Genomic DNA, 23,351 nt, shown 5'->3' on the forward strand with positions numbered 1-23,351 from the left:
ACCGAGATACCTGACATGGACGTCCGCCACTTCGATTTCCTCGTGCGTCAGCCTTCTGCTGCGCTGACTGAGCGCCCGCGCTTCTGGGGCATGCCCAAGCGCGGGATCGCCTTGATTCTGGCCAACGCCATGTTCTGGCAACCGCTGTTGGCCCAAGCCGACGGCATCGCGGTGAGCGGCACCACCAACACCACCCTGGGTCAGGCAGGGAACGGCGTGCCCATCGTCAACATCGCGGCGCCCAATGCTAGCGGTCTTTCCCACAACCAGTATCAGCAGTACAACGTCGGCACCCAGGGCGTGATCCTCAACAACGCCACCGCCCGCACCCAGAGCACGCAGTTGGGCGGCATCGTGGTGGGCAACCCGAACCTTAACGGTCGGGCCGCGTCGATCATCCTCAACGAAGTCACCGGCGCCAACGCCAGTCAGCTCAACGGCTATACCGAAGTGGCCGGGCAGGCCGCTCACGTCATCGTCGCCAACCCCTATGGCATCAGTTGCAACGGTTGCGGGTTCATCAACACGCCGCGGGCGACCCTCACCACCGGCACGCCGGTGCTGGACAACGGCCGTCTCGATCATTTCCGCGTCGAAGGCGGCAGCGTGTCCATCGAAGGGGGAGGGCTGGATGCCAGCAACCTCGATCAGTTCGACATCATCACCCGCAGCGCGAAGATCAACGCCGAGCTGCACGCCAACAAACTCAACATCATCGCGGGTCGCAACAACGTCGACGCGCAGACCCTGAACGCCACGGCACTGGCTGACGACGGCAGCGCCAAACCGCAACTGGCCATCGACAGTTCTGCGCTGGGTGGCATGTATGCCGGCGCCATTCGTCTGGTCGGTACCGAAGCTGGGGTCGGCGTGAAAGTGGCCGGTAATCTGGCGGCCAGCGCCGGCGACATCCAGATCGACGCCAACGGCCAGCTGAACATGGCCCAGTCCGCCGCGACCGGCGCCGTCAACGTCAAGGCCCTCAACGCTCAGGTTCAGGGCCCGGTGTATGGCAGCAGCGTCGACCTGCAAGGCCGCGATGAACTGAACATTCAGCAGAACGTCGCCGCCCGTGACCAGATCAAGCTATCCACCAGTGGTCAGCTGACCAACACCGCCATCGTCGAAGCCGGCGTAAATGCCGACAACAGCCGCAACGGCGCCGGCGATGTGACGATCAGCGCGCAGGACCTACGCAACGCCGGCAACGTGGTCGCCAGCCGAACGCTACAGGTCAGCGCTGGGCAATCCATCAATAACCAGGGCGGCACATTGAGCGGCCAGGCCGGTACGCAACTGACCGCCGCCAGCCTGGATAACCGCCAGGCCGGTCGTGTGCTGAGTCAGGGCGGCCTGACCCTTATGGCCACTCAAGTATGGAACGCCAGCGGCGGCCTTATCGCGAGCAACGGCAACCTGTCGATCACTGCGCAAAACCTCGACAACAGCCAGCAGGGCAAAATCTCGAGTGCAGCGGCGTTGTCAGCGGACATTTCCGGGCAGTTGCTCAACAGCGCCGGTTTGATCACGGCTAATGGCGCGCAGATCAAAGCGGCGACCCTGGACAACCGCCAGGCCGGTCAGGTGTTGAGTCAGGGCGGTCTGACCATCGCGTCAGGTCAGCTTTTGAATGGCAACAGTGGCGTGATCGCCAGCAACGGCAATCTGGCGATCACTGCGCAGGATCTCGACAACAGCACACAGGGCAATATCTCGAGTGTGGCGGCATTGTCGGCGGATATTTCCGGACAACTGCTCAATAACGGCGCCGGGTTGATCACCGCCAACGGCGACGTGCAGGTAAAGGCAGCCAGCCTGGATAACCGCGAGGCGGGTCAGCTGTTGAGCCAGGGCGGTATGACCCTTGCGGCTACTCAAGTGTGGAACGCCAGCGGTGGGGTCATCACCAGCAACGGCAACCTCTCGATCACCGCGCGAAAGCTCGACAATAGCCAGCAGGGCCAGGTGTCGAGTGCGGCGGCGTTGTCTGCGGACATTTCCGAAGAACTGCTCAACAGCGCAGGGTCGATCACCGGCAAAGGTGACGTGCAGGTCAAAACAGCCAGTCTGGATAACCGCCAAGGCGCTCAGGTGTCGAGTCAGGGCGCGCTGACCCTTGCGGCCACTCAAGTGTGGAACGCCAGTGGTGGTCTCATTGCGAGCAACGGCAATCTGTCGATCACCGCGCAAGAGCTCGACAACAGCCAGCAGGGCCGGGTGTCGAGTGTGGCAGCGTTGTCAGCGGATATTTCCGGACAGCTGCTCAATAACGGCGGCGGGTCGATCACCGCCAACGGTGTGCAGATCAACGCGACGACCCTGGATAACCGCGAGGGTGGGCAGGTGTTGAGCCAGGGCATTCTCTCGATAGCCGCCAGTCAGCTGAAGAACGCCAGCAGCGGTGTGATCACCAGCAACGGTAACCTGTTGATCACCGCTCAAAACCTCGACAACAGCCAACAGGGCAAGGTGTCGAGCCTCGCGGCCTTGTTCGCGGACATTTCCGGTCCACTGCTGAATAACAGCGGCGGCTTGATCACTGCCAGCGGTGTGCAGATCAACACGAACGCCCTGGATAACCGCCAGTCAGGTCAGGTGGCGAGTCTGGGCGCGCTGACCATTACAGCCCCTCAGGTATGGAACGCCAGCGGCGGTCTCATTACGAGCAACGGCAGTCTCTCGATCACCGCGCAGGATCTCGATAACAGCCAAGAGGGCAAAGTATCGAGTGTTGCCGCCTTGTCTGCGGACATTTCCGGGCAGCTGCTCAATCAAACCGGGGTGATCACCGCCAACGGTGTGCAGCTCAAGGCAGCCAGTCTTGATAACCGCCAAGCCGGTCAGGTGTTGAGCCAGGGCGATCTGTCGATAGCCGCCAGCCAACTGTGGAACGCCAGCGGTGGCCTGATCACCAGCAACGGCAATCTGGCGATCACTGCGCAAACCTTCGACAACAGCCAGAAGGGCAAGGTAACCAGTGTTGGCGCCCTGTCGGCGGACATTGCCGGGCAACTGCTCAACGGTTCGGGAACGGTCACCGCCAACGGCAGCACACGCATCAACGCCGCCAGCCTGGATAACCGCAGGGGCGCGCTGACCAGCGTCAGTGAGCTGAACCTGCAAACCGGCGAGGCGTACAACAGCAACGGCGGTCGAATCGCAGGGGCTGGCGTCACTCTCAACACCGCTGCGTTCAACAACCGCAACGGGACACTCACCAGCACCGGCACACTGCTGCTCACAGCGGAGCACGTCGATAACAGCGACGCAGGGCGCATTGCCAGTGCGAACGTGTTGACGGCGTCTGTGACCGGGTTGGACCAGCACAACGGCGGCCACCTTTACAGCAACGGCGATGTCAGCCTGGACCTCCACGGCGGGCTGCTCAACAACCAGAGTGGCTTGATCACGGCGCCGGGGCAGTTGCTGCTGAAAAACCTAACCCGCGTCGACAACCGCTCCGGCGAAATTTCCAGCCTCAACGCGTTCGCCCTCGCAGCTGACGACCTGCAAAACGACGACGGCTCGCTGATCAGCAAACAAGCGTTGAGCGTTCGGGTTAATAGACAGTTGAGCAACCTGCGCGGACTGATCTCCGGCAAGGGCATCGACCTGCAAACCGGCACGCTGCTCAACGACGATGGCAGCATCAGCAGCGATGCAGCGTTGAATGTCGTGGTCGGCGCTGCGCTGTCGAACCAGAACGGCGAGCTGTCCGCTGCGCAGATCGGCAATGTCACGGCGGCCAGTCTGAACAACGCTGGCGGTCAGATCACCGCCGATGAACGCCTGACCCTGGGCGTCGGCGGCGCGATCAATAGTCAGAGCGGAACGCTGGGTGCCGCCGATGGCGTGACCGTCACCGCGAGCAGTCTGGACAACAGTCAGTCGGGCACGGTGGTGTCCGACGGTGATGTCACCCTCACACTGACCGGCGCGCTGAACAATCAGGCGGGCGGCAGCATTCAGGCCAAAGGCGCAATGGTGCTGCAAAGCCGGTCGCTGGACAACCGCGGCGGCGTTATTTCGACCCAGAACGCATTGACCCTGCGCAGCGTCACGGTCGATAACCGCGGCGGCTCGGTGCGTGCCACCAAGGACATGCAGCTGTTCATCGATGCGCTGGATAACAGTCAAAAGGGTTTGATCAGCGGCAAGGGCGGGATTGCGTTCCTTGGCCAGCAATTGAGTAACCAGAACGGCCTGCTCAGTGCAGCCGGTTTGTTGCAGATCCAGGCCGACAGCGTGCGTAACGCCGCTGGCCGCATCACCAGCCAGGCGGATCTGGTCGCCAACGTCGGCGACCTCGCTCAGCAGGGCGGTGAGTTTGTTGCTCAGGGCAATCTGACGCTGACCGGCAACACCCTCGATAACAGTGGCGCAGGATTGGTCGGCGCCACAAAAGCGCTGAAACTCACCGTCGGCAACGTGACTAACCGTGGCGGCGAGCTGTCCAGCCAGCAGGACGTAACGATCACCGCGCAGCAACTGGACAACAGCGATGCCGGCAAAGTCATCGCCGGCACGGCGTTGCAGCTCAACGTTGATCGTCTGATCAACCGCGCCAAAGGGATGTTGTTCGGCGACACCCTGCAACTGACCGGCTCAACGCTGGACAATAGCGCCGGTACCCTGGCGAGCCAGAACGGTCTGGCCGTCGACCTTGACGGCGTGCTGCTCAACGACGCAGGTTTGCTCAGCAGCGAAGCCGCGCTCAGCCTCAAGGCGACATCGCTGTCGAACGCCGCAGGCAGTGTGTCTAGCGCGGGCGCGCTGACGATCGCCACCCCCGGCGCGGTCAATAACCAGCAAGGCTCGATCACCACTGATGGCGGCCTGACCCTCGCCAGTGCCAGCCTCGACAACCGCAATCAGGGCGTGATCTCCGGCAAAACCGGCGCGGTAATCAACACCGGCGCCTTTGATAACAGCCACGGCGGCCAGCTCACCAGCGCCGACACCCTGACCCTCAGCGCAGGCCAGGTCACCAATCAGGATGGCGCGCGCATCGCCGCGACTAAATCGGTCAGCGCGAGCGTGACCGGCCTTGATCAACAGGGCGGTGAACTGTTCAGCAACGGCGCCTTGACCCTCGATCTCAACCACGGCCAGCTCAACAACCAGAACGGCCTGATCAACTCTTTCGGCGCCTTGTTGTTGAAAAATCTGGTCGGTGTGAACAACCAGAACGGCGAGATTTCCAGCACCCAGGGCTTCACCTTCAGCGCCGACCGCCTCGACAACAGCAACGGCAAACTGCTCAGCGATCAAGCCCTGATCGTGCGTGTTGCCCATGCGCTCAACAACGTCAAAGGCGTGATTTCCGCCGCGGCCCTCGACGCCCGCAGCGACAGCCTCGACAACACCGACGGCCTGCTCAGCAGCCGAGGTGCGTTTGACCTCGCCGTGAGCAACGCCCTGAACAACCACAACGCCACGTTGGTGGCCGACGGCAAGCTGACCTTCAATGCCGCCAGCGTCGACAATGGCCTGGGCCAGATCGCCAGCAAACAGGACCTGATCGCCAACATCGGCGGCCTGCAACAACAAGGCGGCCAGTTGATCGCCCTGGGCGCGCTGAACCTCACCGGCGCAAGCCTCGACAACCGCCAGGACGGCCTGGTCAGCGCCAACGGCGTCATGACCTTGAACGTCAATAACATCGATAACCGCGGCGGTGAGCTGTCCAGCCAGGACGACATCAGCGTCACCGGCCAGCGTCTGGAAAACAGCGATGCAGGCCGCGTCATCGGCCAGAAGTCCCTGACCCTGACCGTCGATCAGCTGCTCAACCGCACCAACGGCGTGTTGTCCGGCAAGTCATTGCTGACGGTCACCGGCACGCAGCTGGACAACAGCGGCGGCAATCTGGTCAGTCAGCAGAAAATTGACCTGGGCCTCAGCGGCGTCTTGCTCAACAGCCAGGGCCTGATCGACAGCGAAGGCACCCTGAACGTGCGCAGCGCTTCGGTTGCCAACAACGGCGGCAGTCTTTCCAGTGCCGGTGCGTTGACCGTGACCAGCAGCGGGGCGGTCAGCAACCAAGGTGGCAAGCTGGTCACCGATGGCGGCTTGACCCTCAACAGCAGCACCCTCGACAACAGCCAGAGTGGCAGCATCAGCGGCAAAGGCGCGCTGTTGTTGCACACCGGCGACTTCAATAACAGCCAGAACGGCCGCGTCAGCAGCGCCTCGACCCTGGAGATGGTGGCGGCTCAGGTCAGCAACCTCGACGGCGGCAGCATCGGCAGTAACGGCGCGCTCTCGGCCAGTGTCACCGGGCTGGATCAACAAGGCGGGATGCTCTTCAGCAACACCGACCTGACCCTCGACCTGAATCACGGCCAGCTGAATAACCAGAACGGTCTGATCAACGCCCCCGGCATTCTGTTGTTGAAAAACCTGGTTGGCGTGAACAACCAGAAGGGTGAAATTTCCAGCGCTCAGGGCTTCACCTTCAGCGCCGACAGCCTCGACAACAGCAACGGCAAACTGCTCAGCAACCAGCCGCTGACCGTCCGCCTCGCCCAGGCGTTGACCAACGTCAAGGGCATGATCGCCGCCGCCGGCCTGAACATCGATGCAGGCTCGCTGAACAACAGCGCCGGCACCCTGACCAGCCGCAGCGACTTCGGCCTGAATGTTCACGGCCTGCTGACCAATCAGAGCAACGGGCTCATCAACGCGACCGGTGCGCTCGACGCCACCGCCGTCGATCTCGACAACCGCGGCGGCCTGCTGCTCGCCGGCACTGACCTGACTCTGCACACCGGTTCGCTGGACAACCGCACCACCGGCCTGATCAACAGCAAGGGCACGCTGCATGTGAACGCTCAGTCGCTGGATTCCAGCGACGGCGGTGAAGTCTCGGCCAAGGGCGACATGACCCTCACGCTCAACAGCCTGACCCAGAACGGCGGACGGCTGCTGGGTGACGGCGCCGTGACGCTGGACCTCAACGGCGCCGACCTGAACAACCAGCGCGGGCTTATCACGTCGAAAGGCGCCTTGAACGTCAACCGGATGCGCGACTTCAACAACCAGGCTGGCGAGATGTCCAGCGCCCAGGGTTTTTCGTTGACCGGCCGAACGCTGGATAACAGCAGCGGCCGACTGATCAGCAACCAGAACCTGGTGCTCAACGCCACTACGCTGGTCAATCAGGCCGGTCTCATCTCTGGTTGGGCAGGGTTGAACGTCAGTGGCGCAACACTGGACAACCGCAACAGCGGCACACTCTCCAGCCGTAGCGGCGACGTCGGCGTCAACCTGACGGGCGCGCTGCTCAATGGCGCAGCCGGAGCGCTGGTCAGCCAGAAAGCCCTCAGCGTTCGCGCCGCCAGTGTCGATAACCGCGGCGGGATCCTGTCCAGCGGCGGCGGCCAGACGTTCAACGTCAGCGGCGTGCTGGACAACGGCCAGAACGGCCTGATCGACAGTGGCGCTGCCCTGATCATCAATGCCGCCGGCCTCGGCAACGCGGCAGGCACGGTCAACGCGCAACAGAACATCAGCTTCACCGGCACCGACCTGGACAACAGCGCGGGCACCGTCGCGGGCAACGCCGCCGTCACCCTCGACCTGCTCGGCACCCTGACCAACACCAATGGCAAGCTCGCCAGCGCAGGGGATCTGCTGATTCAGCGCGCCGCCCAGATCAACAACCAGGGCGGTCAACTGGCCAGCCAACGGGCGCTGACCCTTACCACCGGCGGTCTGGACAATAGCAATCGCGGCACCGTGGCCGCCAACGACCAGCTTCAGGTCAACGCCAGCGGCGCCGTACAGAACGCCAACGACGGCCTGATCTACAGCAAAAACGCCAACCTCAGACTGCAAGCCGCGAGCCTCGCGAACGCCAGCGGCACCCTGCAAAGCCAGGGCGCGCTGGACCTGACCGTCAACGGCGACATCGACGGCCAGAACGGCCGGATCATCGCCCAGGCCGGCAACCTCAACCTGACCGCCAACAATGTCGACAACCGTGGCGGCGTGCTGTCGAGCCTGCAGAGCGCCTTCGTCGCGCGCATCACCGGCGTGCTGAAAAACGGCTACGACGTCAATCGTCAGGGCGGCATCACCCAGGCGCAAAGCCTCGACATCCGCGCGCTGGCCGGCATCGACAACTATGGCGGCCGGGTGTCGGCTCAAGGCGGCGACGCGCTGATCAACACCGGTAGCGGCAACTTCGACAACCGTAACGGCGGCCTGTACGCCAGGCAGCGAATCAACGTCACCGGCAACAATTTCGACAACAGCGGCGACAATGACGGGCAGATCGCCGGCCAACAAATCGACCTCAGCCTCGCCGGCGCGTTGAACAACCGACTCGGCATCATCGAGAGCGACAGCACCCTCAGCATCAGCGCCGCCAGCCTCGACAACCAGACCGGCAAACTGCGCGCCCTCGGCACCAGCGGCCTGACCAACCTGCAAATCAGCGGCCTGTTCGACAACCGCAACGGTGCTCTGGAAACCGCCAACACCGACCTCGCTGTGGGCGTCGGCAGCCTCCTCAACGGTGGCGGCAGCATTCTGCATGTCGGCAGCGGCAACTTCGGCGTGTCCACCGACAACGTCATGAACGCCGGCGGCAGCCTGGTCACTCGCGGCGTGCTGACCCTCAACGCCGACACCTGGACCAACAGCAGCGTCCTTCAGGCCGGCACGTTGAACGTCAACGTCAACAACTTCACCCAGACCGCAGCGGGTCAGCTGCTGGCGTCCACGGCGTTTGTCGGGACCGGCGGGAACTGGGTCAACGATGGGCTGATTGCCAGCGACGGAGCAATGAATGTCTCGTTGTCGGGCGGGTATTCGGGCAACGGCCGACTGACCAGCCTGGGGACGTTGGGCCTGAGCGCGAATCGACTGGATCTGAATGCGCCGACCTCCATTGCGGGGGGGGGGCGGACGGATATCAATGTGGCCGGGTCTGTAACCAACTACGGCCGCCTGACTTCAAGTGCGGATCTGTTCGTTAATGCGGGCAGCGTCACCAACTCCGGCTCGTTGGGCGCGGGCCAATCCCTCGCGATCACGACGCCTATGCTCAACAACAATCAGGGGCTGATCTTCAGCGGCGCGAACATGCAGCTGAACACCGGGGCCTTGACCAACACGAAAGGCGATTTCTATAGCCTGCGTGATCTCACCATTGGCGGTTACGGGACTGCACGTGCCGACCAAGTCTCTAATGTCTCCGGTTCGATGGAGAGTGGTAGCACGTTCACCATCAATGCCACGGCATTCGAGAACCGCACCGAGGGTTCCGGCGGCGCGCAGAACTTTGCGGTCGGCCGCACCCTGGTGAGCGGGTTTATTGCGGTGCAGTGCCTTGACTGCAGAGGTGACACTTACCGGGTGAATTACATTGCGCGGGAGAACTACGACGCAGGCCAGGATAGCGATACCAGTGCATCCTCACTGATTACTGCTGGTAGTGACCTAAGTTTTACTGGCAGCAGCTTCATAAACAGTAAAAGTACCGTGAGCGCGCGCGGTAATATTTCCATTCAAGCTGACAACGTGAAAAATATAGGAGCGGTGAGTGGCACGGTCGAAAGAACTAGGATTTTTTCTTCTGGTGATATTAGCGACGGAACCTACTATCGCTCATCTGCTTCGGTAGCTAGCTATAATCAAAGTAATGATCCTGACTTCCCTGGTTTTTATTACGGAGATAGTCAAGGCAACTTACGTAAAGGAATATTTATGATTGAGGAGGGGCTGACCGGTGGCGATAGTCCTTCTCCAATATATTCCTGGGTTGCGAAGGATGCGATTACTCAGCAGTACTTACTAAACGCCCTGGTACCCTATGAAGCTGATTGGAAAGTCCCACAGTCGAAGTATGATCGCAGTAATCTTCAACAGCTACCTTCTACAATAACGAAGTATCAGCTCGTCAGCGACGTCGAAGTCGCCAAGGACGGCACCGGCAACGCCGGCCGCAGCGCCGTCATCCAGGCGGGGGGAAATGTGGCGATCACCGCCACCAAAGACCTGCAGAACAGCGTCATTCACGAAGACTACGCTTCAGCCGGCGGCACCAACAAAGTCGCCGACACCCACGCCAACGGCACCGGTCAGACCGTCGTCGTTCGCTTGAACGCACAACTGCCTCCCGACCTCGCGCAAAAGCAGGTCGACCCCACCGCGCTTCCGGGATTCAGCCTCCCCACCGGTCAGAACGGCCTGTTCCGCCTGAGCGGGCAGGGCAGCAGTAACGCCACTGTTGCTGCACCCACCGCCGCACCGCAAAGCTGGACCATGACAGGCGCCAGTGTTTCAACCGCTCAGCGCGACCAAGCCATTCCGGTCGGGCAGGGCAGCAGCCTGCAAATCGCCTCCGCGAATCAGGCACTCAGCACAAGTCGGCAGCTCGGCGATTTATCTCGAAATCCCTCGGCCATTAACGCCGATGCATCGGCATTCAACATCTCCACACCGGGCGATTCCGGCAGCGGCGGGTTCTCGGTTCCCAGCCACCAGGCGGGCGCTGGCGGCATTGCAGCCGTCGACCAAGTCGCAGGTGTCGAAAGCGTTACAGGTGTGAGAGGCGTAGCAGGTGTCAGCGGAATTACCGGTGTCACAGGCGTAACAGGCGTTACTGGCGCCTCAGGAATTCCGGGCTCGACAGGCGTTACCCCCATTCCCGGCATCAGCGTCATCAGTGGCGCCAACCCCACCGGCATCAGCCCAGGCCAGTCGGCGAGCGCGCAGACGGTCGAAAGGGTTCAGGGCCTGCCCTCCACCGCAGCCACGCCCAACACCGGCAAATACCTGATCGAAACCAACCCGGTGCTCACCGACCTCAAGCAATTCATGAGCTCGGATTACCTGCTCGCGGGCCTGGGCTACAACCCCGACGAAAGCGCCAAGCGCCTCGGCGACGGCCTCTACGAACAGCGTCTGGTGCAGCAAGCCGTCACCTCGCGCACCGGCCAGGCATTCATCGATGGACAGACCTCCAACGAGGATCAGTTCAAGTACCTGATGAACAACGCCATCGCCAGCAAAACCCAACTCAATCTGACCGTCGGCATATCGCTGACGTCCGAGCAAGTGGCGGCACTGACCCACGACATCGTCTGGCTCGAAGAGCGCGAAGTGAATGGCGAAAACGTGCTGGTGCCGGTGCTGTATCTGGCTCAAGCCGATGGTCGCCTTGCCCCGAACGGCGCGCTTATCGCCGGCAAGGACGTGACCCTCATTGCCGGCCGGAACCTGGACAACGTCGGCACCCTCAAGGCCACCAACAACCTGTCCGCCACCGCCGGCAATGACCTGGTGAACAGCGGCCTGATCTCCGCCGGCAACCGTCTGGACCTGCTCGCGGGCAACGACGTCACCAACAAGGCGGGCGGCATCATCGCCGGTCGCGACGTCACCGTGACGGCCATCGGCGGAGATGTCACCAACGAGCGCAGTGTCACTTCGCTGGACAGCGACGTGCGGGGCCAACTGCATAAGGAATACGCCGACAACGCCGCCCGCATCGAAGCCGCCAACGACCTGAGCGTTTCTGCCGGGCGTGACATCAACAACATCGGCAGTACCTTGCAAGCCGGTCGCGACATGACGCTGAACGCCGGCCGAGACGTCAACACAGCCTCGACCCAACTGACTGACAGCCTCGTGCTGAACAGCAAACACACCAACAGCGACATCACCCAGATCGGCTCTACCGTCAGCGCAGGCCGAGACCTCTCGGTACAAGCGGGACGCGACATCAACGCCATCGCCAGCCAGATCGATGCCAAACGCGATATCGCCATGGCCGCGACCGAAGACGTCACCATCAGCTCGGCGGCGGACGAAGAGCACTCGTACAGCAAGAGCAAGAAGGTCAAGCGCCAGGAAGACCACGTCAGCCAGGTCCAGACCGAGATCACGGCAGGTGGCAGTGTTGCAGTGAGTGCCGGGCAAAACCTGGCCGTCACCTCCAGCCGCATCGCCGCCAACGACGAGGCCTATCTGGCAGCAGGCAACAAACTCGAAGTCCTGGCCGCGCAGGACAACGATTACTCGCTCTACGACATGAAGAAAAAAGGCTCCTTCGGCGCCAAGAAAACCAAGCACGACGAAGTGACGCAAGTCACCAACGTCAGCAGTGAAATCTCTTCTGGCGGCAACCTCGTGCTGATGAGTGGCGGCGATCAGCAGTATCAGGTCGCGAAGCTCAATAGCGGTAACGACCTGACGATTAACAGCGGCGGGGCGATCAACTTCGAGGGCGTAAAGGACCTTCATCAGGAGAGTCATGAGAAGAGCAATAGCAGCCTTGCGTGGAACTCGATGTCCGGCAAGGGCAAGACCGATGAGACCCTTAGACAGAGTGAGCTGATCGCCAAAGGCGCAGTGGCAATCAATGCGGTGGATGGCCTGCATATCGAGGTCAAGCAGGTTAATCAGCAGACGGTTAGCCAGGCGATTGATGCGATGGTCAAGGCTGATCCCGATCTGGGCTGGTTGAAGGATGCGGAGAAGCGGGGGGATGTTGATTGGAAGCTGATCAAGGAAACTCACGACGCCTATAAGTACAGCAACTCGAGCTTGGGCCAGGGCGCAATGCTGGCGATCATCATTATTGTGACGGTTCTTACCGCTGGCGCAGCGAGTGCGGCATTGGGCACAGTAGCCGGTGCCACAGCAGGTTCTGGTACCGCCATGGCCGCCGCTGGGACCTCCGCTGCGGGAATGGCAACTGCCGCTGGATGGGGCAACGTAGCGCTAACGGCGGTGGCAAGCTCTGCCGCTGGTGGTGCTGCCGTCAGTACGATCAACAATAAGGGCAATCTAGGTGCTGTCATAAGAGACGTGACCTCAACCGAAGCCCTTAAAGGGTATGTCATTTCGGGCGTCACGGCGGGGATGACCGCTAGCTATTTCGATGAATGGACCGGTGTCACCACCGACCCTGTGACTGGCAAAATCACCACCAACCTCAGTACCTGGAAAGGAATTGGTCAGTTCGCGATCAATCAGGGCTTACAGAATGGCACCTCGGCGGCACTGAGCAAGATAATGGGCCAAGGCGGTGATCTGGGTGATGCACTGCAAAGCACGTTGTTCAATACCTTGGCTGCGGCCAGCTTCCACGCCGTGGGGGATTATGTTCCAGCTGCCGACGGCAGCCTTCAAAAGATCATGGTTCACGCCATGGTCGGCGGGCTGTTGGCCAAAGTCAGCGGTGGTGACTTCAAGACTGGTGCTTTGGCAGCTGGGGCTAATGAGGCCGTAGTGGCCGAGCTCAATGAGTTGGTGAAAGGCAATCCTAATCTGCTCAGCATGAGCTCGCAGTTGGTCGGTTTACTTGCCGCATCCACCCAGAGTGGCGCCGATGGTGAAAGCTTGAAAACCGGCGCCTGGGTGGCGCAGAACGGTACCCAGTACAACTTCGGCGATCATCTGCCGCCAGGTTTAGCCGCGTATGGGCAAGCCGCTACTACCCAAATGGAGTACATGCAAAGCCAGGGATACTCAGCTGAAAAGATGGCTGATGCCGGACGAGCGCTCGCGCGGGGTGAAGGGTTTGAAGGTGTCCAGCCAGCGACCGAGTTCGTTAAAGCGTGGGGCGAGTTCATGGCCGGAGAGCTTTCTGGCTTAGGATTAGGGGCTATACTGGGGAAGGCTAGTTCAGGGTTTGCTGTTGGTGCAAAAGCAACTGGCGGAGCGGTAGACCGTGCTACTACTGGGATTGAGTGGGGTAAGGGTATCCAAGGACAGGGCATGCCTTGGGAGGATTACCTTGGGACGCAACTGCCAGCTGGCTCTCGACTACCCCCAAACTTTAAGACATTTGACTTTTTTGATAGAACGACCGGTGTTGCGACTAGTGCAAAAACACTTGATACGACCACTGTGGCTAAAATGGCCAATCCGAGCCAGGTATATTCATCACTCAAAGGAAATATTGATACCGCCGCAGGGTTTACTGAGTACGGTTTGAAAGACGTAACAGTATCCTCTAGTCAAATTACTAGTCGTGAATTGCAAGTGGCAGTTCCAAAGGCTACGACGAGTGCTCAGTGGGATCAAATTAATAGAGCTATTGAGTATGGTCAGAGCAAAGGCGTTACGGTGAAAATTACCAAGGTAGATTAAGATGAGTGATGTCGTAAAAACAGCTTGGGCAGATGCGAAAATGAATAAAGATTTCATTTCCGTAAAAACTTTTTCTGGCTATCGAAGTAGCCAAGCAGATCCGCAAGGTGTGGAGCATTTTTTCAGCCCTGACGCTGCCGATAAAGAGCTAGGCCTTGCTGTGCTTGACGCCTTGGCTCATAGCCGATTTGTGCTTCCCGAGCCGCGAAAGGATGTTTGGATTCATCCTGAAGCTACTTTTGATATGGAACTCTACGACTACAACCTGACCAATGAACGGTATGATCAATGGGTTGGCAACACTTTGGAGCGCTATGGCTACAAGACCAAGCGTGCATTATTTAAAGATATGAAAAAATGCAGTATCGAAAGTAAGAGTGATCAGATCACTATTCGCCCCAGTCATCACGAAAAGCTAGAAGCCTGGAGTGGTAAGGGTATAAGTGAGAGTAACTATGTCACTATCCCCAGCGGTAGTAGCCCTTCTGATATAGGTGCGGCCCTGCGCTTGGCTTTTAGTAGGTGTACTTAATGTGTAGAGGTTTCGATTAATCTAACACCGGCTTCGTGCTGGTGTTGTTTTATCTACTTAGTGTAAACCTCCCTTCCTTTGGCTGGCCTAACGTGTTAAGTCAAAACAGTTTAACTGCGTGCTGGGAAGTAACTGCGAAGGCTCAGGCTGATAGAACACAGAAAATGTTTGATGAGTAGGGAATTAAAATATTTAAGTGAAGGTGATTCGTGAGCCAGGCAATTGGTCGTCTCGCCCCGAACGGCGCGCTGATCGCCGGCAAGGACGTGACCCTCATTGCCGGCCAGAACCTCGACAACGTCGGCACCCTCAAGGCCACCAACAACCTGTCCGCCACCGCTGGCAATGACCTGTTGAACAGCGGCCTGATCTCCGCCGGCAACCGTCTGGACCTGCTCGCGGGCAACGACGTCACCAACAAGGCGGGCGGCATCATCGCCGGTCGCGATGTCACTGTCACCGCCATCGGCGGCGATGTCACCAACGAGCGCAGCGTCGCTTCGCTCGACAGCGACGTGCGGGGCCAACTGCACAAGGAGTACGCCGATAACGCCGCCCGCATCGAAGCCGCCAACGACCTGAGCGTTTCTGCCGGGCGAGACATCAACAACATCGGCAGCACCTTGCAAGCCGGTCGCGACATGACGCTGAACGCCGGCCGAGACGTCAACACCGCCGCAACCCAATTGACTGACAGCCTCGTGCTGAACAGCAAACACACCAACAGCGACATCACCCAGATCGGCTCTACCGTCAGCGCAGGCCGAGACCTCTCGGTACAAGCGGGACGCGACATCAACGCCATCGCCAGCCAGATCGATGCCAAACGCGATATCGCCATGGCCGCGACCGAAGGGAATGAATGGCGTGCAGATACCTGTAGGGTGAGACAACTCGTCACGCGACAAAAGACCACGCGGTTCAAGTGCCGAAATGGGACTACTCTTTCTGAGTCAGTTGATCTGCGTCAATACAGCCTTGAGCGTTGATTGATCGTGCATCTGGACACACCCCCTGAGTCATTTTTGTCCGGTCAAACATGGGCGCGAAACCAAAAGAACAATCGCGCGTCGTCATCGACAGGCTGTGGGGCAGTGGCTGAAGGCTCGCGTCTGAAGCCGGTATAACCTGATAGAGGAAGACCTATGTTCGGTTTAGAGGCGCTCGATCTCGCCCGAATTCAGTTTGCGTTCACTGTTTCGTTTCACATTCTTTTCCCTGCCATCACCATTGGTCTGGCGAGCTTCCTTGCGGTGCTCGAAGGCCTGTGGCTCAAGACTCACGACAATACCTACCGCGATCTGTACCACTTCTGGTCGAAGATTTTCGCCGTCAACTTCGGCATGGGTGTGGTCTCCGGTCTGGTCATGGCGTACGAGTTCGGCACCAACTGGAGCCGATTCTCCGATTTCGCCGGCGCGGTGACGGGGCCATTGCTGACCTATGAGGTCCTTACCGCATTCTTCCTGGAAGCCGGTTTTCTGGGAGTCATGCTCTTTGGCTGGAATCGCGTCGGTCGTGGACTGCACTTCTTTGCCACCGTCATGGTGGCCATCGGCACACTGATCTCGACGTTCTGGATTCTCGCCTCCAACAGCTGGATGCAGACGCCACAGGGTTTTGACATTGTCGACGGCCGGGTCATACCCGTCGATTGGCTGGCGGTGATCTTCAATCCGTCCTTCCCCTACCGCCTGGCGCACATGGCAATTGCCGCATTCGTTGCAACCGCGTTCTTCGTCGGTGCCTCGGCGGCCTGGCATCTGTTGCGTGGCCGCGATAACCCGGCCATTCGCCGCATGCTTTCGATGGCCATGTGGATGGCGTTGATCGTCGCACCGGTCCAGGCCGTGGTAGGTGACGCTCATGGCTTGAACACGCTGGAGCACCAGCCGGCCAAGATCGCCGCCATCGAAGGTCACTGGGAAAACATTGGTAACGAACCGACGCCGCTGATTCTGTTCGGCATCCCTGACATGAAGGAAGAGCGGACCAAATACGCGGTAGAGATTCCCTACCTGGGCAGCCTCATCCTGACTCACAGCCTGGATAAACAGATCCCCGCGCTGAAGTCATTCCCACCTGAGGATCGACCGAATTCGCTGATCATCTTCTGGTCATTCCGGGTCATGGTCGCGCTGGGCATGCTGATGATTGCGGTCGGCCTGTGGAGCGCCTGGTTGCGCTGGCGTGGCGGGCTGTACACCAATCGTCTGTTCCTGAGGCTGGTCATGTGCATGGGGCCTGCCGGCCTGATTGCCATGCTGGCGGGCTGGTTCACCACCGAAGTCGGCCGTCAGCCGTGGGTGGTCTATGGGCTGATGCGCACCGCCAACGCGTCGTCGCACCATAGCGTGGGGCAACTGACGATCACCCTGGTGCTGTTCGTGGTGGTCTATTTCATGCTGTTCGGCACCGGCTTCGGCTACATGATGCGGCTGGTGCGCAAGGGGCCGAAAACGCACGAAGGCGATGACACGCCCCACGGTGGTCCCGGCCAGAAACGCACTCCAGCACGTCCTCTCTCCGCTGCTGACGAAAGCAGCGTAGAAGGCCATAAAGACAGCCTGCGCGAGGGGAATTGAGTCATGGGTATCGATCTTCCACTGATCTGGGCCGTGATCATCATCTTCGGCATCATGATGTACGTCGTCATGGACGGCTTTGACCTGGGCATCGGGATTCTCTTTCCGTTCATGAAGGACAAGACCGACCGCGACGTCATGATGAACACCGTTGCGCCTGTCTGGGACGGCAATGAAACCTGGCTGGTGCTGGGCGGCGCAGGACTGTTCGGCGCTTTCCCGCTGGCCTATTCGGTGGTGCTGGAGGCCTTGTATCTGCCGCTGATTTTCATGCTCATCGGGCTGATTTTCCGAGGCGTGGCATTTGAGTTCCGCTTCAAGGCGACCGATGCCAAACGCCATCTCTGGGACAAGGCATTCATCGGCGGTTCGCTGGTGGCAACCTTCTTTCAGGGCGTGGCGCTGGGGGCGTACATCGACGGCATACCGGTGGTTAACCGCCAGTACGCCGGGGGCGGGCTCGACTGGCTGACGCCTTTCTCGCTGTTCTGCGGTCTGGCGCTGATCGTGGCCTACGCGTTGCTCGGCTGCACCTGGCTGATCATGAAAACCGAAGGCGCCTTGCAGAAGGCCATGCACGATCTGGCGCGTCCTCTGGCACTTGCCATCCTTGTGGTGATTGGCATTGTCAGTCTGTGGACTCCGCTGGCGCATCAGGACATCGCCGATCGCTGGTTCAGTGCGCCGAATCTGATCTGGTTCATGCCGGTGCCAGCGTTAGTGCTGGCAACCATCTACGGGTTGTTCAAGGCGGTGGAGCGTAACGCGCACTACACGCCGTTCCTGTTGACGTTGGTGCTGATCTTCCTCGGCTACAGCGGTTTGGGCATCAGCCTGTGGCCGAACATTATTCCGCCCTCGGTCTCAATCTGGGACGCCGCGTCGCCGCCGCAGAGCCAGGGCTTCATCCTGGTCGGCACCTTGTTCATCATCCCGTTGATCCTTGGGTATACGTTCTGGAGCTATTACGTGTTCCGCGGCAAGGTCACCCACGAAGACGGTTACCACTAGTGAGCAAAGGTCCCGGTGACATCTCTATGAGGGCACCGGGGCCGCTGTTTCCAAGAAGAGGGTTTAACGATGTCCGGTAAAGAATCTTTTTCCGACCGATCTGTGCCTGATGAAGACTTGGCGCTGGGAAAACCGCTTTGGCAGCGCCTTGGCTGGCTAGTCATCATCTGGACAGGCAGTGTATTGGCGCTGTTCGTCGTCGCCATGCTGTTGCGGATGTTCATGACCGCGGCGGGCATGAAGTCCCATTAAGTTGCAGCACGATACAAGGAATACGGTTATTTTCGGGCCCTGAGGATGACGAACTTGGGCGTCGCTGCCACTTGCTCCACCCCGCGAAACAGCCGCGCCAGTTTGCTGTGATACCCCAGGTGTCGATTGCCCACGATGTACAAGGCACCGCCTGTCACCAGCGCTGCGCGCGCCTGCTGGAACATGCGCCACGCGAGAAAATCCCCCACCACTTGCTGCTGATGGAACGGCGGGTTGCACAGCACCACGTCCAGCGAATCAGGCGTCTGGCCCGCCAGGCCGTCATCGGCGCGAATCCGCACTTCCCGATCACCCAGCGCCAACTGCCAGTTCTCTTGCGCTGACTGCACCGCCATGAACGATTCGTCCACCAACGTGTAGTGCGCGTCAGGGTTTTGCAGCGCGCTGGCAATGGCCAATATGCCGTTGCCGCATCCCAGGTCCGCCACCCGTGCCTCACCGAGGTTTTTCGGCAGGTGGGGTAAAAACGCCCGCGTACCGATGTCCAGGCCGTCACGGCAGAACACGTTGGCGTGGTTGATCAGCTCGATCTTCGGGTCGTCCACGGTGTAGCGGGTCGGGAAAGGCGAGGGCTGGTTGGCTTTCGCTTCAGGCGAACAAAACAGCAACCGTGCTTTCTTGACCGCCAGCGAAGCCTGCACCGGGCCGATGTATTCTTCCATCAGCTCACCGGCCGAACGCGGCAGGTGTTTGATCATCCCCGCAGCAACCACCCTGGCTCCCGGCGCCAGCTTTCCCTGCAGACGAATCAGTTGTTCTTCGAGCAGTGCCAGGGTTTTCGGCACGCGAATCAACACCCAATCGAACGGCCCTTCGAAGGGCGCGCTGGCCGGGATCACCGGCACGGCGTCATAAGCCTGCCCGTTGCGCACCAGATTCTTTTCCAGTGCCTGTGCCGCCAGAAACGAATCGGTGCTGCTCGATACCGCAGCATGCGGCGCAAGGCTTGCGGCCAGCGCGCCGAAACTGTCATTGAGGATCAACACACGCGTCTGCAGTGTCAGGCCATGCTCGGCGAGGTGATTGAGCAGGTACTCGTCGGCGGCATCGAAGGCCTGTAACGGTTCGTCCGACTGCTCCGGCTGGCGAATCAGGTCGAGCTGGGCGAAAGGCGAGTTAAGCAGGGGCATGAGCTGGAGAATTCCATTCGTGGGCGACGCGAGCCGTGACTCGGCACCTGTGAACACAGCGCCCCTGATCCCGATTCGCGAAACCGGCGATTTTACGTGGTTTTGCTATGGCTTAGCACCCGGGGTTTCGTTGTCATTTCCAGTACTATCGAAACTAAGGCTGGAACACGCCATGCAGCGCGGCCTGCACCACCGCCGACGTTTTGTTGGTGACGCCCATTTTGCGAATGGCACTGCCGATATGGAAATTCACCGTGCGTAGCTTCACATTCAGAATCATCGCCACCTCAGCGGCAGTTTTGCCCTCTGCCGACCACTTGAGTACTTCGATCTCCCTGAATGTCAGGCCACTGTGGATCAGGGGGACGGCTCGGCTCATCCGTAGCAGGTCCAGTTTCATGTATTCCATTCCAAGCCTCCATGGCTGATCTGATTCATTACCGTTTTGATTGAAGTCTAGGAAAGGAATCCCCTGTGGTTCGGCTCTGGTCTGTCGCTTGCTGACCAGCGGAAAGGCGCTCGGGTCAACGCAGATTTCGCAACTCGCGGCCAATCAAAAGGTTACGACGTCGTTGCGCGGACGATCTAACCGGTCGCGATAACCCCAATTGCGAAATGCTCTAAAAAATGGCCAGTTTTGAGCCCCCGACTTTCATTGCCAGATACCACTACAAACCCGCGGTGTTTATCGACGGCGGTTTGCGGGAAACTGTGCGCACCTGAATGAGTGAAAGGAGCCAGGAGCGCCCATGACTGCCAGTGCAGAGAAGTTCACCCGGCAAACGCTGCTCGACGTGACCCCGTTGACCCCAAGCCTGTTCACCTTGCGCACCACCCGCGACCCGGGGTTTCGCTTCACGGCAGGGCAGTTTGCGCGGCTGGGGGTGACCAAGGCTGATGGCAGCACGGTGTGGCGCGCGTATTCGGTGGTGTCGTCGCCGTTCGATGAGTTTCTCGAGTTTTTTTCCATCGTCGTGCCGGGCGGGGAGTTCACCAGCGAGCTGAGCCGCCTGCAGGTGGGTGACACGTTGATGGTCGAGAAACAGGCGGTCGGCTATTTGACCCTCGATCGCTTCACCGATGGCCGAGATCTGTGGATGTTATCGACAGGGACCGGGGTGGCGCCGTTTCTGTCGATCTTGCAGAACTTCGAGGTATGGGAAAAATTCGAACGCATCATTCTGGTGTACAGCGTTCGGGAGGCGCAGGAGCTTGCTTATCAGCCGTTGATCGCCGAATTGATGCAACGCGATTATCTGGCCGAGTACGCCCACAAGTTTCAGTTCATCGCCACAGTGACCCGCGAAGAGCACCCGGGGGCCTTGCATGGCCGCATCACCACGCTGATCGAAAACGGCGAGCTGGAAAAAGCTGCGGGGGTGGACCTTGCCCCTGAGCATTCCCGGGTCATGCTCTGCGGTAATCCGCAAATGATCGATGACACCCGAGCGCTGCTGAAGACTCGTGATATGCGTCTGGCGCTGACCCGCAAGCCTGGTCAGGTGGCAGTAGAGAACTATTGGTAAAGGAGCTGCTTGCTGGCTCCGCGCTGATGGCTACGGCCAGAGAAGCTTGCGAGAGAGCTTGCTCGCCAGGACTGAGCCCGTCGCCAAGCATGTGTTGTATGCACAGATGCTTTCGCGAGCAGGCTCACTCCCGCAGGGGCGAAGTGCCTTAAACCAACCGATCAGGATTCACCGGCAGCGACGCAGCCGGTTTGCTGTTCTGCTCTTTGAGCAGATCACGAATCTCGGTCAGCAGGGTTTCTTCCTTGCTAGGTGTTGCTGGCAGCGTCGGGGCTTTGGCTTCCTGGTGTTTCAGGCGGTTGATCGCCTTCACACCCATGAAGATGGCGAAGGCTACGATGAGGAAGTCGACCACCGTCTGGATGAACTTGCCATAGGCCAGCACTACGGCCGGGGCGTCTCCCACGGCTGCGCGCAAGGTAATTGCCAGGTCACTGAAGTCCACGCCACCAATCAGCAGACCCAGCGGAGGCATGATTACATCGCCGACGAACGACGAAACGATCTTGCCGAATGCTGCGCCGATGATGATGCCGACGGCCATGTCGACGACGTTTCCTTTGACGGCAAAGGCTTTGAACTCGCTTAGTACGCTCATGGTGTGTTCCTTTGTTGCAAATGAAAGTGTCCAACGCAGTGTAGTCAGCTAACTGCATCTCGCGTAATCCATGCAATCGACCGGCTTTGTACGGGTAAGTTTTATCGATTCGTTCAGAAAGGTGTCTGCGCGGGCCATCCCGGGCGTGTGTCCAAGTCATGGGGTATGATTGGCTCTTTTTTGCGGCGGGGGTTTCATGGCCAAGGCCAAGCGCATGTATGGCTGCACCGAGTGCGGCGCGACCTTTCCCAAATGGGCCGGGCAATGCGGTGAATGCGGCGCATGGAACACCCTGGTCGAGACGGTCATTGAAAGCGGCGCTGCAGCGGCGCCCAGCGGTCGTGCTGGCTGGACCGGCCAGCAGGCGCAGATCAAAACCCTGGCTGAAGTCAGTGTTGAAGAGATCCCGCGCTTTTCCACCAATTCCGCCGAGCTGGACCGCGTACTCGGCGGTGGTCTGGTCGATGGTTCGGTGGTGTTGATCGGCGGTGATCCGGGTATCGGTAAATCGACGATTCTACTGCAGACGCTGTGCGCCATTGCCGAGCGCATGCCCGCGCTGTATGTGACCGGTGAGGAATCGCAGCAGCAGGTCGCCATGCGCGCCCGCCGGCTGGGGCTGCCGCAGGAAAAACTGCGGGTGATGACCGAAACCTGCATCGAAAGCATCATCGCGACGGCCCGGATCGAACAGCCGAAGGTCATGGTGATCGACTCGATCCAGACCATTTTCACCGAGCAACTGCAATCGGCTCCTGGTGGCGTGTCGCAGGTACGTGAGAGCGCGGCGCTGCTGGTGCGTTACGCCAAGCAGAGCGGCACCGCGATCTTTCTGGTGGGACATGTGACCAAGGAAGGGGCGCTGGCCGGGCCGCGGGTACTCGAACACATGGTCGACACTGTGCTGTATTTCGAGGGCGAATCGGACGGGCGTCTGCGTTTACTGCGGGCAGTGAAGAACCGTTTCGGCGCCGTCAATGAACTGGGCGTGTTCGGCATGACCGACAAGGGCCTGAAAGAAGTCTCCAACCCTTCAGCGATTTTTCTGACCCGCGCGCAGGAAGCCGTTGCAGGAAGCGTGGTCATGGCCACGTGGGAAGGTACCCGACCGATGCTGGTCGAAGTGCAGGCGCTGGTGGACGACAGCCACCTGTCCAATCCGCGCCGTGTGACCCTGGGTCTGGATCAAAACAGGCTGGCGATGTTGCTGGCGGTTCTGCATCGGCATGGCGGCATTCCGACCCACGACCAGGATGTGTTCCTTAACGTGGTCGGCGGGGTCAAGGTGCTGGAAACCGCCTCCGACCTGGCCTTGATGGCGGCGGTGATGTCCAGCTTGCGCAACCGGGCGCTGCCTGGAGATTTGCTGGTGTTCGGGGAAGTCGGATTGTCCGGCGAAGTGCGACCTGTGCCGAGCGGGCAGGAGCGTCTGAAAGAGGCCGCCAAACACGGCTTCAAACGCGCCATCGTGCCCAAGGGCAATGCGCCGAAAGAATCGCCACCGGGTCTGACCGTGATTGCCGTGACCCGGCTGGATCAGGCGCTGGACGCATTGTTTGAGGAATAGGCGCATTGTAAATGCCCGTA

The 23,351-nt window shown here is 60.0% G+C and carries 10 protein-coding genes and 1 pseudogene; 8 read left to right on the plus strand and 3 right to left on the minus strand.

What is annotated here, in order from left to right; all coding sequences use genetic code 11:
- Positions 1–15 precede the first annotated feature (15 nt).
- The 6 genes and pseudogenes from EC915_RS21210 (at position 16) to EC915_RS21235 (ending at position 18,489) form a co-directional block, all read left to right on the plus strand.
- Positions 16–14,109 carry a filamentous hemagglutinin N-terminal domain-containing protein gene (locus tag EC915_RS21210; RefSeq protein ID WP_133752468.1) on the plus strand — a complete coding sequence of 4,698 codons (14,094 nt, stop codon included), beginning with the start codon at positions 16–18 and terminating at the stop codon, positions 14,107–14,109.
- 1 nt (position 14,110) lies between these two features.
- Positions 14,111–14,641 carry a contact-dependent growth inhibition system immunity protein gene (locus tag EC915_RS21215; protein WP_133752469.1) on the plus strand — a complete coding sequence of 177 codons (531 nt, stop codon included), beginning with the start codon at positions 14,111–14,113 and terminating at the stop codon, positions 14,639–14,641.
- 206 nt (positions 14,642–14,847) lie between these two features.
- Positions 14,848–15,495 (plus strand): annotated as a pseudogene (locus EC915_RS21220) (hemagglutinin repeat-containing protein); the annotation flags it as partial.
- Positions 15,496–15,786: 291 nt separating this feature from the next.
- A complete protein-coding gene (locus EC915_RS21225) occupies positions 15,787–17,226 on the plus strand; it encodes a cytochrome ubiquinol oxidase subunit I (RefSeq protein ID WP_133752471.1) in 1,440 nt (479 codons plus the stop codon).
- A 3-nt stretch (positions 17,227–17,229) separates the two neighbouring features.
- A complete protein-coding gene (gene cydB, locus EC915_RS21230) occupies positions 17,230–18,237 on the plus strand; it encodes a cytochrome d ubiquinol oxidase subunit II (protein ID WP_133752472.1) in 1,008 nt (335 codons plus the stop codon).
- Positions 18,238–18,306: 69 nt separating this feature from the next.
- Positions 18,307–18,489 carry a DUF2474 domain-containing protein gene (locus tag EC915_RS21235; RefSeq protein ID WP_133752473.1) on the plus strand — a complete coding sequence of 61 codons (183 nt, stop codon included), beginning with the start codon at positions 18,307–18,309 and terminating at the stop codon, positions 18,487–18,489.
- A gap of 26 nt (positions 18,490–18,515) precedes the next feature.
- On the opposite strand, the gene EC915_RS21240 is transcribed toward EC915_RS21235, so the two are convergent.
- The gene (locus tag EC915_RS21240; RefSeq protein WP_133752474.1) at positions 18,516–19,640 is read right to left on the minus strand and encodes a methyltransferase; all 1,125 of its coding nucleotides are present in this window, start codon (positions 19,638–19,640) and stop codon (positions 18,516–18,518) included.
- Between the two features lie 154 nt (positions 19,641–19,794).
- Complete coding sequence (locus EC915_RS21245; protein ID WP_256658799.1) at positions 19,795–20,040, minus strand: helix-turn-helix transcriptional regulator; 246 nt, start codon at positions 20,038–20,040, stop codon at positions 19,795–19,797.
- Between the two features lie 349 nt (positions 20,041–20,389).
- Between EC915_RS21245 and EC915_RS21250 the strand changes: the two genes are divergently transcribed.
- Entirely contained in the window at positions 20,390–21,166 is a 777-nt protein-coding gene (locus EC915_RS21250) for a ferredoxin--NADP reductase (RefSeq protein WP_133752476.1), read from the plus strand.
- A gap of 148 nt (positions 21,167–21,314) precedes the next feature.
- Here EC915_RS21250 and mscL read toward each other — a convergent pair whose 3' ends face one another.
- Complete coding sequence (mscL, locus tag EC915_RS21255; protein ID WP_133752477.1) at positions 21,315–21,764, minus strand: large-conductance mechanosensitive channel protein MscL; 450 nt, start codon at positions 21,762–21,764, stop codon at positions 21,315–21,317.
- Positions 21,765–21,960: 196 nt separating this feature from the next.
- On the opposite strand from mscL, the gene radA reads away from it, so the two are divergent.
- Complete coding sequence (radA, locus tag EC915_RS21260; RefSeq protein WP_133752478.1) at positions 21,961–23,331, plus strand: DNA repair protein RadA; 1,371 nt, start codon at positions 21,961–21,963, stop codon at positions 23,329–23,331.
- Positions 23,332–23,351 lie beyond the last annotated feature (20 nt).

The sequence above is a fragment of the Pseudomonas sp. LP_7_YM genome (assembly GCF_004364435.1).
In the GTDB taxonomy this organism is placed as follows: Bacteria; Pseudomonadota; Gammaproteobacteria; order Pseudomonadales; family Pseudomonadaceae; genus Aquipseudomonas.